At 36.7% G+C, this 15,817-nt stretch carries 14 protein-coding genes and 1 other annotated feature; all 14 genes read right to left on the bottom strand.

Translation table 11 applies throughout. The features are described 5' to 3' along the window. Positions 1-10: 10 nt before the first annotated feature. Entirely contained in the window at positions 11-514 is a 504-nt protein-coding gene (gene infC / locus ACW2QC_RS10035; protein ID WP_106496951.1) for a translation initiation factor IF-3, read from the bottom strand. Between the two features lie 67 nt (positions 515-581). Beyond that, positions 582-711: a sequence feature (ribosomal protein L20 leader region), on the bottom strand. A 158-nt stretch (positions 712-869) separates the two neighbouring features. Continuing rightward, positions 870-2,126 carry an MFS transporter gene (locus ACW2QC_RS10030; protein WP_457543832.1) on the bottom strand — a complete coding sequence of 419 codons (1,257 nt, stop codon included), beginning with the start codon at positions 2,124-2,126 and terminating at the stop codon, positions 870-872. A 91-nt stretch (positions 2,127-2,217) separates the two neighbouring features. Then, positions 2,218-2,832, bottom strand: a complete 615-nt coding sequence (locus ACW2QC_RS10025) for a hypothetical protein (RefSeq protein ID WP_457543831.1) — start codon at positions 2,830-2,832, stop codon at positions 2,218-2,220. A 137-nt stretch (positions 2,833-2,969) separates the two neighbouring features. Then, positions 2,970-4,919, bottom strand: coding sequence for a threonine--tRNA ligase (gene thrS, locus ACW2QC_RS10020; protein WP_457543830.1), 1,950 nt, complete (start codon positions 4,917-4,919; stop codon positions 2,970-2,972). Positions 4,920-5,255: 336 nt separating this feature from the next. Next, positions 5,256-6,110 carry a putative sporulation protein YtxC gene (ytxC, locus tag ACW2QC_RS10015; protein WP_457543829.1) on the bottom strand — a complete coding sequence of 285 codons (855 nt, stop codon included), beginning with the start codon at positions 6,108-6,110 and terminating at the stop codon, positions 5,256-5,258. A gap of 145 nt (positions 6,111-6,255) precedes the next feature. Continuing rightward, on the bottom strand, positions 6,256-7,185 hold the full coding sequence (gene dnaI / locus ACW2QC_RS10010; RefSeq protein ID WP_457543828.1) for a primosomal protein DnaI: 930 nt from the start codon (positions 7,183-7,185) through the stop codon (positions 6,256-6,258). A gap of 5 nt (positions 7,186-7,190) precedes the next feature. Then, the gene (locus tag ACW2QC_RS10005) at positions 7,191-8,555 is read right to left on the bottom strand and encodes a replication initiation and membrane attachment family protein (protein ID WP_457543827.1); all 1,365 of its coding nucleotides are present in this window, start codon (positions 8,553-8,555) and stop codon (positions 7,191-7,193) included. A 35-nt stretch (positions 8,556-8,590) separates the two neighbouring features. Continuing rightward, positions 8,591-9,049 carry a transcriptional regulator NrdR gene (gene nrdR / locus ACW2QC_RS10000; protein WP_457543826.1) on the bottom strand — a complete coding sequence of 153 codons (459 nt, stop codon included), beginning with the start codon at positions 9,047-9,049 and terminating at the stop codon, positions 8,591-8,593. A 38-nt stretch (positions 9,050-9,087) separates the two neighbouring features. Further along, a complete protein-coding gene (locus tag ACW2QC_RS09995) occupies positions 9,088-9,471 on the bottom strand; it encodes a cytosolic protein (RefSeq protein ID WP_457543825.1) in 384 nt (127 codons plus the stop codon). A 153-nt stretch (positions 9,472-9,624) separates the two neighbouring features. Continuing rightward, the gene (speD, locus tag ACW2QC_RS09990; protein WP_457543824.1) at positions 9,625-10,002 is read right to left on the bottom strand and encodes an adenosylmethionine decarboxylase; all 378 of its coding nucleotides are present in this window, start codon (positions 10,000-10,002) and stop codon (positions 9,625-9,627) included. 542 nt (positions 10,003-10,544) lie between these two features. Continuing rightward, positions 10,545-11,576 (bottom strand): glyceraldehyde-3-phosphate dehydrogenase, encoded by a 1,032-nt coding sequence (locus tag ACW2QC_RS09985; protein WP_457543823.1) that lies wholly within the window; start codon positions 11,574-11,576, stop codon positions 10,545-10,547. A gap of 141 nt (positions 11,577-11,717) precedes the next feature. Further along, the gene (coaE, locus tag ACW2QC_RS09980; RefSeq protein WP_457543822.1) at positions 11,718-12,317 is read right to left on the bottom strand and encodes a dephospho-CoA kinase; all 600 of its coding nucleotides are present in this window, start codon (positions 12,315-12,317) and stop codon (positions 11,718-11,720) included. Positions 12,318-12,331: 14 nt separating this feature from the next. Beyond that, positions 12,332-13,156, bottom strand: a complete 825-nt coding sequence (gene mutM / locus ACW2QC_RS09975) for a DNA-formamidopyrimidine glycosylase (RefSeq protein WP_457543821.1) — start codon at positions 13,154-13,156, stop codon at positions 12,332-12,334. A 17-nt stretch (positions 13,157-13,173) separates the two neighbouring features. Continuing rightward, entirely contained in the window at positions 13,174-15,813 is a 2,640-nt protein-coding gene (gene polA, locus ACW2QC_RS09970) for a DNA polymerase I (RefSeq protein ID WP_457543820.1), read from the bottom strand. Positions 15,814-15,817: the final 4 nt, after the last annotated feature.

Raw genomic sequence — 15,817 nt, 5'->3', positions numbered from 1 at the left:
CCTCCTAGAATTATTTTTCGTTAACTGGAGCGAGCATCATAAACATATTACGACCTTCCATTTTCGCTTTAGACTCAATTGTGGAAATATCTTTCACTTCCTCAGCTAAGCGGTCTAAAACTTCCTGGCCAAGCTCCTTATGGGTAATTGCACGACCGCGAAAGCGAACCGATGCTTTTACTTTGTCGCCTTTTTCAAGGAATTTTCTAGCGTTCTTTAATTTTGTATTAAAATCATGATCACCAATTCCAGGTGTAAAGCGTACTTCTTTCACATTAATGACTTTTTGTTTCTTACGTGCTTCTTTTTCTTTTTTCTGTTGCTCATAGCGGTATTTACCATAATCCATGATTCGACATACTGGTGGTTTTGCATTTGGAGCTACTAGAACCAAATCTAAGTTTCTAGTTGAAGCAATATCCAATGCTTCATTACGTGATTTCACTCCAAGCTGATCACCATTTGCGTCAATTAAGCGTACCTCTCTAGCACGAATTTTTTCATTAACGTTCATATCTTTGCTAATAGCCAGCCACCTCCATCATATTTTTAAAGCTGATAATCATTGACAAGTTTCTGTTTACATTAAAAAAGTGCCGGTACAATGATGCACCCACACGTTCTCCATTTATCTATTCAAAGAAATTCGGAACCAGTCAACAGCAACATATGCGTCGAGCAGGTGAGAAGCGGGTGCTCCTACTTGTCTCAGATCATTAAGTTTTTATTCAACTTTTATAGAATAACATCTAGTATGATAGATGTCAACATTTAAAAGTTACACTTAGCCTATAGATTATTATAACATATTTTAAAAAGAAGACAAGATGAACAATAATCCTAGTTATTACAAATTACTTGATTGTTCCTTAACCTGAGGAAGTTAATTCTTGACTATCTGTCTTAACACTTTCAGCTATTCGTATTGCCTTCCAATTAAAGAAAGCAATTAAGGGCATGGGTATAGCAACAATTACAAACAGCCATAAAGGTTCCAAGTAACCACTTAACGCACCTGCAAAAGCATTACCCAATGGTGTTAAACCTGCATTAATGGCAAAAAAAGCTGCGAGCAAACGTCCCCGTTCTGGTCCTTCAGTGATACGTTGCAAAAAACCGGAATAATAAACATTACTAGCACCTGCCATTAGTCCAATCATAAGTAACACGGCATAAGCCACAGGGATTTTCACAATAAATACCAAAGATAATATAAAAATCCCTGTTAATATATCGGTCATTGGTGCTACAATCTTGACATGCCTCTGTTTCGCCCCAAAAACGAGGACGAACGATATGGCAACAACGCCTAAGGAAAAAAATGATTGGAATGTACCTGCGATTTCCGAATTAACATGTAATACATTTGCTGCCCAAACAACAAGGTATAGTGGAAAACCAGTGAAAATCATTTGTGAAACAGCAGTTGAAATAGCAAATAGCCTTAGTGCTGGACGTTTGAATAATTGTATAAATCCGGTTGATACCTGTTTTTTGTTCCATTTAACATCGATCTGTGAACCACGCGGATCTTGGATACGCAGTTCGAATAAAGACGAGAGTCCAACTAATAAAACACAGGTTACCCAAGCCATTTCAAACGATCCAAAACCAATGATTACCCCAGCTAAAGCTGGACCTAAAACAAGCGAGGCCTCAGCAGCAGTATTTTGAAATGCAACAGCCTTTTCCAAATGTTCTTTCTTAACTACTTCGGGTATCAACGACTGACTTGAAGGTCTGATAGGCGATTTAATTAACGATATTAATGGATGTATCATATACATATGCCAAATAGCAAGCATATCAAAATGAACCAAACCCACCAAAAGCAAAAATGGAACCAATAAACAAAAATCACAGCATGCTACAATTTTCCCCCTATGGAACCTGTCAGCAATCCACCCAGTCCATGGTGATAGCAATACCGTAATAATTCCTCCTGATGCAACAATGAAACCCGCATGCAAAGAAGAATTCATCTCATTTACTGCCCACCATATCACGGTGAATTCGGAGAGCCAGACAGCCATATTCGAGGCTATCATCCCCCACGAAACACGTGCAAACGACCCTTTAAAAACCCAACTATAGTTTCCAATAAAAGTCTTTATTATTCTATTCATTATTAAAATTACTCACCCTAAGAAGCGACATATTAAAATCCCCAATTCAAATCAAAAGAAAGCGAAGGGTATCCCCCCTTCCCTTAAATTATTACGCCTCCTGTAAAAGTGGTTTAACATTAATAACCTTATCAGGAAGAATATTTGATGTAGCGTCAGACACCTCGTGTGTAAATTTTGATTGCTCCAATAGTGTATCATACATCTCAAGGGCAACTTTGGTTAATCGTCTTGATGTAGTTGAGACTGCATTATATACTATTTTTAAGTCCCCTTTTGCTAAAGCTTGCTCTCCGGCATACTGCATTTGACACAAATGCTCCAATAGCTGAATCATACGTTGCATATAAACGAACCCTTGACCAAAGATTGATTCTACACTTGTTTCAGTACCAGGGGTCATTAATCCCAATTCTTTTGCTGCCAAAACTTTAGATGCAATCACTTGCGTTTGCATAAAATCATATTCCTCTTTCTGCAAATTTACAAGTTGCTGTTTTACTTGTTGTAGAATTTCAAATGCCTTATTCCATGCCTCTATCGCTTCCCTATTCTCACCAATCCAAAAATGTTGACCATATCGATCAAACTCCACCATTCCCCTAAGAACATCCAAAATCACATTTGCATTTTTCACTGCAAGTTCCTCGGCCTTTGACTTCAATTCTGGTGTATCTGCGGTGTGTTTGTTAAGAATAGTTCCCACAATATGCACCTCCATAATTTTTCATTTCCCAATACAGAAAATGATTTGAGGGAAATATACCATATTCAAAAAATTCAGTCCACCATTCATTCAAAACAAATCCCAAACGTATTCAAAATACGTTTGGGATTTTATGTTTATTTATTGTGCAATGTTTTCTCTGCAATTTCTGTTCTAATCAATTGTTCAAACTCATCATATGACATTGTTTCGGATTTTTTTTCACCATATCTTCTTACGTTAACGGCATTGTTATTTACTTCATCATCACCTACAACTAAAGCAAATGGGATTTTCTGTGTTTGAGCTTCACGAATTTTGTAGCCAATCTTTTCGTCACGCTCATCCGCTTCGACTCGTACCCCACTATATTTTAGTTTATCGACAACTTTTTTTGCATAATCTAAGTGTGCTTGTGGGGATACCGGAATAACTTTTGCTTGTACTGGTGCTAGCCATGTTGGAAATGCGCCTTTGTATTCCTCTAGTAAAAAGGCAACAAATCGTTCCATTGTTGAAACAACTCCACGATGGATAACGACTGGTCGATGCTCTTTTCCATCTTCTCCGATATATGTCAGATCAAAGCGTTCTGGTAATTGGTAGTCAATCTGAACAGTTGATAATGTTTCATCTTTACCAATAGCCGTTTTTACCTGTACATCAAGCTTCGGACCATAAAATGCTGCTTCTCCAACAGCTTCAACGTAGTCCACATTCATTTCTTCCATTGTTTCTTTTAGCATGGATTGTGCTTTTTCCCACATCTCATCATTATCAATATATTTCTCTTTATCTTCAGGATCACGGTAAGACAGGCGGAAGTAATAGTCTTCAATACCAAAGTCCTCATATACCTTTTGAACAAGTTCCACTACCCGAATAAATTCGTCCTTTAACTGATCAGGCCGAGCAAAAATATGGGCATCATTTAATGTCATGGCACGAACTCGCTGCAAACCTGCTAAAGCACCTGACATTTCATAACGATGCATCGTACCCAGCTCTGCAATCCGAACCGGTAAATTACGATAACTCCACAATTGATTTTTAAATACCATCATATGATGCGGACAATTCATTGGACGTAGCACTAATTCCTCGTTATCCATTTCCATTACTGGGAACATATCGTCTTGGTAATGGTCCCAATGTCCACTTGTTTTATAAAGATCAACATTAGCAAGTACTGGTGTATATACATGGTCGTAACCTAATCGCTCTTCTAGATCAACGATATACCGTTCAACCGTGCGACGAATCGTTGCGCCTTTCGGTAGCCATAGTGGTAACCCTTGACCAACCTTTTGTGAAACTGTAAATATCCCGAGTTCCTTACCTAACTTACGGTGGTCACGCTCTTTTCTTTCTTCTAATACACGTAAATACTCATCAACTTGGCTTTGTTTTTCAAAAGCGGTACCGTAAATCCGCTGAAGTTGCTGATTGTTGCTATCCCCACGCCAATAAGCCCCAGAAATGCTTAATAGCTTAAATGCTTTAATCTTACTAGTTGATGGGACATGAACACCTCGACATAGATCAAAAAATTCCCCTTGTTTATAGATTGTTACTTGTTCGTCTTCCGGAATGGCATCTATCAATTCTAGCTTAAGATCATCACCAATTTCACGAAACATGTCTTTTGCTTCTTGCCTAGAGACTTCCACCCGTTCAATTTCCAAATTTTCCTCAACAATCCGTTTCATTTCCTTCTCAATTTTTGGAAGGTCTTCGGGCGTTAATGTATGTTCCATGTCCATATCATAATAAAAACCTTCGTCAATTACCGGACCAACACCAAAATTAACGTTCTTATATAAGCGTTTAATTGCTTGTGCCATCAAATGTGCCGCTGAATGTCGTTCAATTTCAATTCCTTCTTGATTTTTATACGTAATAATCTCCATTGTTCCACCTTGAGATAATTCCCGTTTTAAATCATACAATTTACCATCTAACTTAATTGCTAACGCCTGTTTTTTTAATCCTGGAGAAATGGAACTAGCTATTTCTTCTCCAGTTGTTCCCACAGGAAATTTTTTCTCAGCTCCATCTGGAAAAATAATTGTCATTTCTGCTGCCATGATTATCGCTCCTTTTTATCGAATTAAAAAACGCCCATCCCTCTGCATATTTGCAAAGGGACGAGCGTCGGTCACGTGGTTCCACCCTAATTCCCGTAGTTACTACGGCTTCATAAATCTTTAACGCAGATGATACGCCACTATTTACTACAGTTCAATAGCAGAGTTCAAAGGTGGTAATCATTTGGTTGTATATTGGAAGCTTTCAGCCGTTGGACTTCCATTCTCTTTTTTATACAATTATCAAACGATCATGTCCTTATCTTTACTGTTTGAATGATAAATAATATATGAATTGTATTATAGCCTTTCAACTAAAGAAAATCAAGCCCTTTTTCATCGTTTTTTCGAATGAATAGAGAATGGAAAATTTTTAAATGGCTCAAAATCCACTTTTTCCTCAAAAACATTGATTACAGTTAATGTTTTCGGTTCTGATGGATGGTCACCATATATCTTTATTTTCCGTGGTGCCATCGCGATCAATGGTGCTAAGTTTAATTCATTCTCATCAAGCCCAACAATATATAAGGGCTCTTTCTGCATTAATGTGCGCAATTCCATTTGAGAAAATGGTTTTCCATTTGCTCTAAAAAACGAAAATGTACTACCCTGTAAAACATGGACAACATTATGCGCCGATTCTTTCTTTGCGATATATTCACGCAACATATTTACAAATGCTTGATGATCTTCTTCCCGTTTAAATTCATCAATTGCAAGGCCTACATAATGTACTAATTGATCTTTAAAAACCTTCAAGCGGAACTTAACAATCGAATCATAATGGATTGTTGTCGTGTTTTTTATATTTGCAATAAATAAGGAGTTTAATAATTTACTTGGATCCTTGTTTTTTCTTACCTGTAGACTATCATCATCTTCACCAGAAAAAATCCAATGCGTTAATTCCATAATGCGCTCGATTTCGTCTGTACTTTTATAATAATAATAATCTTCAATAATATGTTTTATCATTGCTTGCAACCGATGAATTAGAAATACGTCAGCCATTGCTTTTGCGATTGTTTCTATCGATTCATTGCTTGGTAAATATTCCAGTTGTAACTGATTCCCCCAATCTTTATCTGTTTTCCAATGCAACTCAATTTGTTTGTTATAACGAAATAAATGCTCGCAAAAACTGATTACTTCTTTGTCAGAACCAAAATAAACTTCCAGCAACAACATCACCCTCACCCAAAACCAAACTGTTACATTATATGGACAAACACATAAAAAAATGTATGATCCAGATAAACTAGTAACAATAGCAAAAGTGACCATAAAAAAAGCTAACTAGAACGGTCGTACCATTCCTTGTTAGCCTTTGCAGTTAATCACGTCGATTCTCCCCAAACATGGAAACTTCCTTACTTACTTGCTTGATGCGTTCAATAATTCTGCCGGCTTTCACTTTTTCTACACCTCCACGATTAGATATCGCCAATTGATCACCTAATTGCTCTATACTGTAATTAGACGTAAAGAAGACAGGTAACCGTTCCATCATCCGGTACTGTAAAATGGAACCCAAAATCTCATCCCGGAACCAGGCAGACTGTGTTTCAGCTCCAATGTCATCAAGCATTAGAACATCCGTTTTTTTGAAATAATCTATTTTCTTATTGATAGAGTCATCTTTAATTGAGCCTTTCATTTCTCGAACAAATTCCGGCATATAAATGAGCATAGATGAGATGTTTGCTTCCTTTAACTTATTTGCTATCGCTCCAAGGAAATACGTTTTTCCAACACCAAATGGTCCGGAAAAATAGATCCCTTTTGCAGGTATTCCCACGTGTACTTGATCCAAAAAATTACTTGTTTCACGGATTGCGTCTTTTCTGGCAAAATCAAACTCAATATTTTCATATTCAGCATTAAGAATTTCTTTCGGCATGTATAGGCTTTGGATCAGGTTTTGCTGATCTTTTTGTTTTTCATGTGCTACAAGTCTATGGCATTTTTCATATGATAGATGTATCTCATTATTTTCCACTGCCAAAATCGGGGAATACCCTTTAATCATATTAATACATTTATCAAAAGATGGACATCTGTCGCATTGCTTGGATTGTGTTTTACTTTCATACAATTTCATCAGATTCTTATTAATTTCTTTCGTTGTTAATTGGGGATTTAGTGCAATAAATTCCTTGATTTCTGAATCTTCAAGAACCTCCTGCTTAATTTTGGAATAGTTCTCTTGAAAATTTTGGTTATTCTGCATCCATTTTTTTAAACTTGATTGGATCGGTTCCACTAACATCATCCTTGCAAATGATTATTTTTGTTGCTGTTTGAATGTTTGCGTAGAAGTGCTAAAATTTCTTCTTTCTCTTTTTCATCATTGACCTGGTCCATATTCCCTTTTTGCTGTATTGGTTTTGCTTGCTTTTTTTCTCGCTCTTTAAACCAATCAGGCACAACCTCATTTGAAACAGGTTTTCGATAATTTTGTTTTTTGGTGTATCCTGTTTGATATTTATTTTTCTCTTTCTTGGCAAATGCCATCGCTTCTTTTGCCGTTCTTAAATTTGCCCTTGACCAATGACTAGCAATCTTTTCTAAGTATGCTTTTGACAATTTCATATTCGATTGAAGTAAAACATAATGAATAAGCACATTCATGACTGGTGATGGCAACCCTTGTGTCGTCATGATTTCACTAATTATCTTTAAATCTTGTGCTGAAGCATGATTTCCACTCGACAAATCCTCAAGTAATTGCTTTGGTGACATTGTCTCTAGTTCATGAACTAGTTGTTCTTCCTTTGTAGCCGGTTTACTTTTTGCTCGATTTTCTGTCGGTTGATCTAATTTATCCGTCAATTTTACTGTAGCTTGATTATGTTTTGTTTTAAACAAATCGTGACATGCACCCTTAAATTCGTCAACATCTAACTGATTTTCATCTGTTAATGCCCACATTACAGCTTTTTCTATTTCATGCTCTGCTAAATCATACAGCACCATCATTTGTGATATCAATTTTCGGTTGACAGCCGTTAAGATATATTTCTCTGGAATCATGCGCTGCTTGAGCATTTGCTTCATCCAAGTAAAATCGATTTGTACTTCATCCTCATTAAAAGATGCTTCGGACTTTATGTGGTCAACAGGCTGAAGGTTTGGTTGAAATGTTTGAAAGACATCATTGAATGAAGCAGTTATGTTTTTGCCGTTTTGTATTGCCGGCTGGTTGAAATAGTGACCTCTTAATACATGATACTTATCTTCTCCAAGGTGATGATACAATAGCTGAGTAAGCATGGGATCTTTGAAAAAATCACTTGGTGAAAATGGTTGTAAAAGTTCATACGTATAATAATCATTTTCGTCTGTCTGATGCTTATATGTTTTCAAAAGGCCAATACCTTCTAATTTTCGTCTTGCACGATAAATATCGTCTAACGGTAAGTCTAAATAATTCATTAATGTATGATGGGTTTGTGGTTCATGATCTTGTTGCAACTCTATTTCATGCAGAAGTGTCTGGTACAGCATTACAGCAGTTATCCCAATCAGAGGTTGATATAAGTGGGTTAATGATTTTGCATACCCCTCTGGCAAATTCCCTTTTTGCAAAACAATATACCCTTCAATAGGCAAAATCTTTCCAATAAAACTCAAATCCTCTCACCTCTATAAACAGACAAATCGGTTTTCTATTTGTCTGTCTTGATTAAATCCTTTAGTTCGTCTAAGAAAACACTTATATCTTTGAATTGACGATAGACAGAAGCAAAGCGCACATATGCTACTTCGTCAACTTTTGAAAGCCGGTCCATTACCATTTCCCCAATATCATTGCTAAGAATTTCAGAAACTCCCGAATGACGCAATTCTCTTTCTACATCAATGGCAATTCCTTCGATTCTCTCAAGTGGTACCGGTCGCTTTTCGCAAGCCTTGATTAATCCACGAATTAGCTTTTCCCTACTGAATTCTTGCCTTGCTCCATCCTTTTTCACAACAATTAATGGAACTTCTTCGATTCGTTCAAATGTCGTAAAACGAAATCCACATTGTTCGCATTCTCTTCGCCTGCGAATAGATTGCCCTTCCTCAATTGGTCGTGAATCTAAAACCTTGGTACTTTTATTTTGGCAATTTGAACACCGCATTTAGTTCAACCTCATTTCGATAGACCTTTTCTCATAATCTATTCAACTAATGGAAATATTTCATTAAACTCTTTATATAATCGTTGAATTATTCTCGAACTGTACGCAAAATCAAAAGGTAATAAAGACTCTGTTGTAACGGAGAAATCAATAGCAGTCTGATAAGGTCTAACCATAATAATCGTCACAACAATAAACGCTTTTTTCCCTTTTACCACTGATACACTTAATTCTCCATGTTCTTTCGAGATTGCGTTAATTTTAAAAGTATCAGATTGCATAAAAAACTGTTCAACCATATCCAACCCTTTATCTTTTGTCGTTTTATAATAATGGGTTTGTAATAATGAATCCCAATGATTTTCACTTGTTTCTGCATGATTGTTAAAATATTTGGCTAACTTTTGCCCGAATGACATCATTACACCCCATTTAAAAGATCATGTACGTCTTTAAAAAACAATTGCATTTCATTTCATTTTAACATGTTTTTTATTAATCGACTAATATAACTTATAACATAAATAGGGTCGATCACACATGTGAAGTGATCAACCCTAGTTTACAAAACTCTATTATAACGTTTGAAATTGATTTATTTTAACAGGACTCATTCCACGTGAAATTTCTACCTTTTCATATGTCTCAGCTTCTAATAATTTCACAATATGACGTACTGCAACATATGGGTCAATCATGTTACCACATGTATATACGTCAATACTAGCATAACCATGTTCTGGAAAACTATGAATGGTTAAGTGTGACTCGGAGATAATTACAACCCCACTCACACCATGAGGCGCAAATTTATGAAAAGCAACTTCGCGAACCTCTGCCCCTGCTTTTAATGCTGCATCAACAAAAATTCGTTCTAGAAGATCCATATCATTTAAAATATCGATATTGCATTCCCATAATTCAGTAATTACATGCCTACCAATTGTATCCATAATTTATTTCCCCCTTAAAACATATATGGTTAAAAAACTCCTATATGTTATAAACATCCTGCCAGGGGGGAGATAGTCCAAGGCTCTTTTCGTAATGTTTGTTGCCTCTTAATTACATAGTTGAACTAAAATGCGACGTAGCGACAATTCTTTTTTGTGACGCTTTCTCGCACTCAAATGTAGCCTATGTGCTTGAACCCGCAGGAAGTGGTTTTCATCCGAGGAGGCTGAAGCGTTCCCCATGGAAAGCGAGTATTTTTCTGCAGCGCTGGATTAGCACTCATCTTATATAGAAGGGGTGAAAGTCACGCTAAAGTTACGTCGCATTTTTTATCTATTGTGTAAAAAAACAATCATTTAAAAAACAGCCTAGTCCAAAAAAGTCCTAATCCTTAAGCAAATGTTTAACATTTCATAATTTCATAGAAGCTTATGATGAAGTATAAACTTTTTTAGAGGTTTTTGCAATGGAGACTGTGACCACAAATAAAGGAAAATCAGTGCTCTGACTGATTTTCCTTTGCACTTAAATCACTAAATAATTAAGAGATTTTTACCTGTTCTTGTTGCAAACAGCTGCCAACAAATTTTGTTAAATCGATCACCCGATGTGAATACCCCCACTCGTTGTCATACCAGGCTAATACTTTTACCTTATTATCTTCCATTACCATTGTAGTTAGCCCATCAATAATCGCAGAATAATCTGTTGTTGTGTAATCAATTGAAACAAGTGGTTCTTCGCTATATTTTATAATTCCTTTAAGTTCATTTTCAGCTACCTGTTTAAACACATGATTCACATCTTCAATTGTTACTGATCGTTTTACATCTACAACCAAATCGACTAATGAAACATCGGGTGTAGGCACACGTAATGCCATTCCATGTAATTTCCCATCTAAATGTGGTAATACTTCACCTAAAGCCTTCGCTGCCCCTGTTGATGTTGGTATAATCGATTGTGTGCATCCTCTTGCCCTGCGTAAATCCTTATGTGGATTGTCAATGTTCTTTTGATCGTTGGTAAACGCGTGAACCGTCGTCATTAAACCATTCTTAATACCAAAATTATCATCTAATACTTTTACAACAGGTGCGAGACAATTTGTTGTGCAGGATGCATTGGAAATAATGTGATCCTCCGCTGGGTTATAGGTGTCTTGATTAACACCCATTACGATCGTTTTATCTACCTGTTTACCAGGGGCAGTGATAACTACCTTTTTAGCGCCTGCCTGTAAATGCAGTCCTGCGCCCTGTTTGGAATTAAATTTACCAGTTGCTTCAACTACGATGTCAATGGCAAAATCATTCCATGGAAGTTTTTCTGGTTCACGAGAATTAACAAGTAATATTTCTTTTCCATCGACTTCAAGCGTATTATGAAGCGCTTTCACTTCCCTGTCAAAAATTCCGTGAACACTGTCATACTTAATTAAATGAGCAAGTGTTTCTGGAGGATAATTTGCATTGATCGCAACAACATCTAATTGGTTATCCTTAATCGCCTGACGAAAAACCATCCGCCCGATACGACCAAATCCATTAATAGCAATTCGTGTTTTATTCATTTATAGTCCTCCTATATATGTTATACTTTTTTATCAATTGTTATAAATAGTATAACACATTTAACGAAGAATGTGCCGATGAATTTTATTTGTTTTCAGGAAATACTAAAAGAGCCCAGGTAACATGACCCGGGCTCTTGGTTATATCGCATTCCATTCCATTAATAATTTCTCTAATTGTTCATAAGACTGATATTTTGTTCCATTGTTATTGATCACCGCATCAGCCATTGCAGCTTTTTTTGACACTGGGATTTGAGTCTTAATTCGTTGCCTTGCTTCTTCTTCAGAATAATGGTTACGATTCATTAACCGTTCCAACTGAACATGCTCATCAACATATACGACTAATGTTTTATCAACGAAATGGGTTAATTTACTTTCAAAAAGTAATGGTATATCAAGAACAACACAAGTTGCACCAGCTTCTACAAACCCGTCTCTTCTCTGCAGCATCTTTTCTCGGACTGCGGGATGGACGATATTATTTAACATGTTACGTTTTCTTTCATCAGCGAAAATAATGGCACCCAATTTCTCTCGATCAATTGTTTTATCATCACGTAACACATCGCGTCCAAACGTCTCGACTATCTGCTCATACGCCTTTTCCCCCGGATATACAACTTCTCGAGATAGTTTATCTGCATCAACTACTGGAATATTATGGTCATCAAACATTAAGGAAACAGTACTCTTTCCACTTGCAATACTACCAGTTAGACCGATGATCAACGCCATTTCATCATCCCCTCCTATTTTTGACATGACACACAAAGGTGTGTTCCCCTGCCACCGATTTTCATTTTTACGATCGGTTTACCACATTTCTTACATGCTTGGTTTTCCTGACCATATACAAATAATTCTTGTTGAAACATTCCCATTTCACCTTGTCCATTCACATAAGATCGAATCGTTGTGCCACCTTGAGCAACTGCTTCTTTCAATGTTGCAATCGATGCTTTTTGGATTGCTGAAACTTCCTTTTTGCTTAATTTACTCGCCTTTTTTAGCGGATGGACCCCCGCTTTAAAAAGTGTTTCATCAACGTAGATATTTCCCAGTCCTGCTACGATTGCTTGGTCCAACAATACAGACTTAATAACACGATCCGTTTTCTTTAATTTGTTATAAAAATAGTCAAATGTGAAACGCTCATCAAATGGATCTGGTCCCAATTGATTAAGTGGCTTCTGTTCAAACTCTTCCCCTTTCAGAAAAACATGCATGGTTCCAAATTTACGAACGTCATTATAACGCAGCTCTGTATCATCTGAAAAACTAAAGATGACATGTGTATGTTTTGTTATAGGTTCTGTTTTTTGATGGACACTGTATTTGCCTTCCATACGCAGATGAGATACAAGGACATAATCATCCAACTGGAATAATAAAAACTTCCCCTTCCGAGTTATATCGTGAATCGTCTGACCCTGTAAAATAAGTTTAAATTGCTCTACGTCATCAGGTTGTTTCACGATATTCGGCCACAAGACTGATACATGTTCAATTGTTTTCCCCATTACAAATCGTTTTAATGTATTTTTAACTGTTTCTACCTCTGGTAATTCTGGCATGTCGTCTTTTCCCCTTACTATTTTGCATCAAACCAGCTTTTTCCATATTCATACTCTACTTTCAGCGGTACATCAAGTTCAACGGTATGTTCCATGACGGCTGGTACAATATTCTTTAGCTTTTCTACTTCATCTTTAGGTGCTTCAAGAATAAGTTCATCATGTACTTGCAGCAGCATTCTTGCTGTTAACTTCTCATCAATTAACCTTTCGTGCAGGTCTATCATAGCTTTTTTAATAATATCTGCTGCACTTCCTTGAATCGGCGTATTCATAGCCGTTCGTTCTGCAAAGCTTCGTTTATTGAAGTTCCGACTTGTAATATCGGGCAAATACCTTCTGCGATTCATTAACGTTGTCACATAGCCTTTATGTTTTGCATCCTGAACAATTTCATCCATGTATTTCCGAACGCCTGGATAACTGTCCAAATAGCGTTCAATAAACTGTTTAGCCTCTTTCCTAGTTATTCCTAGGCTTTGTGAAAGGCCGAAGTCACTAATACCATATACAATGCCAAAGTTTACGGCTTTCGCATGACGTCGCATATTTGCTGTTATTTCGTCTTTTCCAGCATGAAACACTTCCATCGCAGTTTGTGTATGGATGTCCGTATTATGTTGAAACGCATCAATCAATTTCTCGTCTTTCGCAATGTGGGCTAAAACACGCAGCTCAATTTGCGAATAATCTGCAGCAAACATGATCCAATCTTCTTTTACAGGGACAAAGGCTTGACGAATTTTTCTTCCTTCCTCTAAACGAATTGGGATGTTTTGCAAATTAGGGTCGATTGAACTTAATCGTCCTGTTTGGGTTAGAGCTTGATTAAATCGTGTATGAATTTTATGGGAATCCTTATCGACAACTTTCAATAGTCCTTCCACATAAGTTGATTGTAATTTACCCAATTGTCGATATAACAACAGTTTAGGAATGATCTCATGCTCGTCCCGTAATTGTTCTAATACATCTGCAGCGGTCGAGTAGCCTGTTTTCGTCTTTTTAATTACGGGCAGTCCAAGCTTTTCAAATAGAATTGGTCCGAGCTGTTTAGGTGAATTTAAATTAAATGTTTCACCTGCAAGTTCATACACTTTGTTTTCGATGTCATGTAATCGTTGTTTTAATTCAACACCCATATCTTCAAGACGTTTTACATCTACTAAAACACCAGTATACTCCATTTCTCCAAGGATGATAGCAAGTGGCATTTCAAGTTCCTTAAACAATTCATATTGCTCATTATGCTTTAACTGCTCTTCCATATCCTCTTTTATCGCAAATAAAAGGTTAGTTTTTCGAACAACATGGTCTGCGAGCTTTTCTTGCTCAGGTACTTTTAGTTTGGCACCTTTCCCGTATACCTCTTCATCAAATAAAATCGATTGATTCCCCATTCGATGTCCAATCGCTGGAATATCATGATGGTTTTCCGCTGGGTTTAATAAGTAAGATGCAAGCAGCATATCAAATGTAATACCCTTTATTTGTATATCAAGATTCAATAACGCTACTAATGTTTTCTTTGCATCAAATACATATTTTTTCTGTGCTGGATCTTCTGCCCATTGTTTAAATGCTTCTGATTGTGCTGCAACTTCTGTTGGAACAAAATATGCTTGCTTATCATTAACGATTCCGATCCCTTCAACTGGCGCCTGATGGTAGTTGTCACTAAGCATTTCCACAACGATCGCTTCTTCGCCTGTAAAACTATCAGGTGTTACTTCATCAACTATCGTATAATTAATAGCAGTCAATTCTATAGCTTGTTCGGTTTCTTCATCCGCTTCACCTGTCAGTCTATTTAATAAAGACTGAAATCCTAAATCCTTAAACATAGCACTGACTTTGTTCTGTTCGTAGCCCTCATAAACAATGTCATTCACCGTTACCTCAATCGGTGAATCACGATTAATCGTAACAAGCTCCTTACTCATGAAGGCTTCTTCTTGATGATTGGTCAAATTCTCTTTTAATTTTTTACCACTAATCTCGTCAATATGATTGTACACTTCTTCTAACGTCTTATATTGTTTCACTAGCTTTGTTGCTGTTTTCTGCCCAACACCTGGCACTCCTGGGATGTTATCGGAACTGTCCCCCATTAATGCCTTTAGATCAATAATCTGATCTGGTGTCACTTCCATTTTTCCCATCATAAATGTTGGTGTATAGGATTCGACATCACTAATACCTTTTTTCGTTAAATTTACGGTTACATTATCGGAAACGAGTTGTAATAAATCTTTATCACCCGAAATCACCGTGACGTCCCAATTTTCCTCGTTGCCTTTCTTCGATAATGTCCCGATAATATCATCTGCCTCATATTGGTCAAGTTCATAATGAGAAATATGGAATGCATCGAGTAATTCTTTTAAGATCGGAAATTGTTCCGACAATTCCGGGGGTGTTTTCTGTCTACCGCCTTTATATTCCTTATATGTTTGATGACGAAATGTCGTTTTCCCAGCATCAAACGCTACAAGCATATGTGTTGGCTTCTCATCTTCTAAAATTTTTAATAACATCGTCGTAAATCCATAAACCGCGTTCGTATAAACACCTTTATCATTATTTAGTAATGGTAATGCAAAAAAAGCGCGGTAAATAATACTGTTCCCATCGATTAGTACTAGTTTTTTTGACACACGA

It is taken from the genome of Virgibacillus sp. FSP13, assembly GCF_054048505.1.
Note: the sequence above shows the minus strand (reverse complement) of the source record. Positions and strands in the feature narration are given on the sequence as shown.

What these genes read in the sequence shown, in the direction of transcription:
- infC (WP_106496951.1), bottom strand. Translation starts at nt 514, where the DNA reads ATGAACGTTAATGAAAAAATTCGTGCTAGAGAGGTACGCTTAATTGAC.
- ACW2QC_RS10030 (WP_457543832.1), bottom strand. Translation starts at nt 2,126, where the DNA reads ATGAATAGAATAATAAAGACTTTTATTGGAAACTATAGTTGGGTTTTT.
- thrS (WP_457543830.1), bottom strand. Translation starts at nt 4,919, where the DNA reads ATGGCAGCAGAAATGACAATTATTTTTCCAGATGGAGCTGAGAAAAAA.
- ytxC (WP_457543829.1), bottom strand. Translation starts at nt 6,110, where the DNA reads ATGTTGTTGCTGGAAGTTTATTTTGGTTCTGACAAAGAAGTAATCAGT.
- nrdR (WP_457543826.1), bottom strand. Translation starts at nt 9,049, where the DNA reads ATGCGGTGTTCAAATTGCCAAAATAAAAGTACCAAGGTTTTAGATTCA.
- ACW2QC_RS09995 (WP_457543825.1), bottom strand. Translation starts at nt 9,471, where the DNA reads ATGATGTCATTCGGGCAAAAGTTAGCCAAATATTTTAACAATCATGCA.
- speD (WP_457543824.1), bottom strand. Translation starts at nt 10,002, where the DNA reads ATGGATACAATTGGTAGGCATGTAATTACTGAATTATGGGAATGCAAT.
- ACW2QC_RS09985 (WP_457543823.1), bottom strand. Translation starts at nt 11,576, where the DNA reads ATGAATAAAACACGAATTGCTATTAATGGATTTGGTCGTATCGGGCGG.
- coaE (WP_457543822.1), bottom strand. Translation starts at nt 12,317, where the DNA reads ATGGCGTTGATCATCGGTCTAACTGGTAGTATTGCAAGTGGAAAGAGT.
- mutM (WP_457543821.1), bottom strand. Translation starts at nt 13,156, where the DNA reads ATGCCAGAATTACCAGAGGTAGAAACAGTTAAAAATACATTAAAACGA.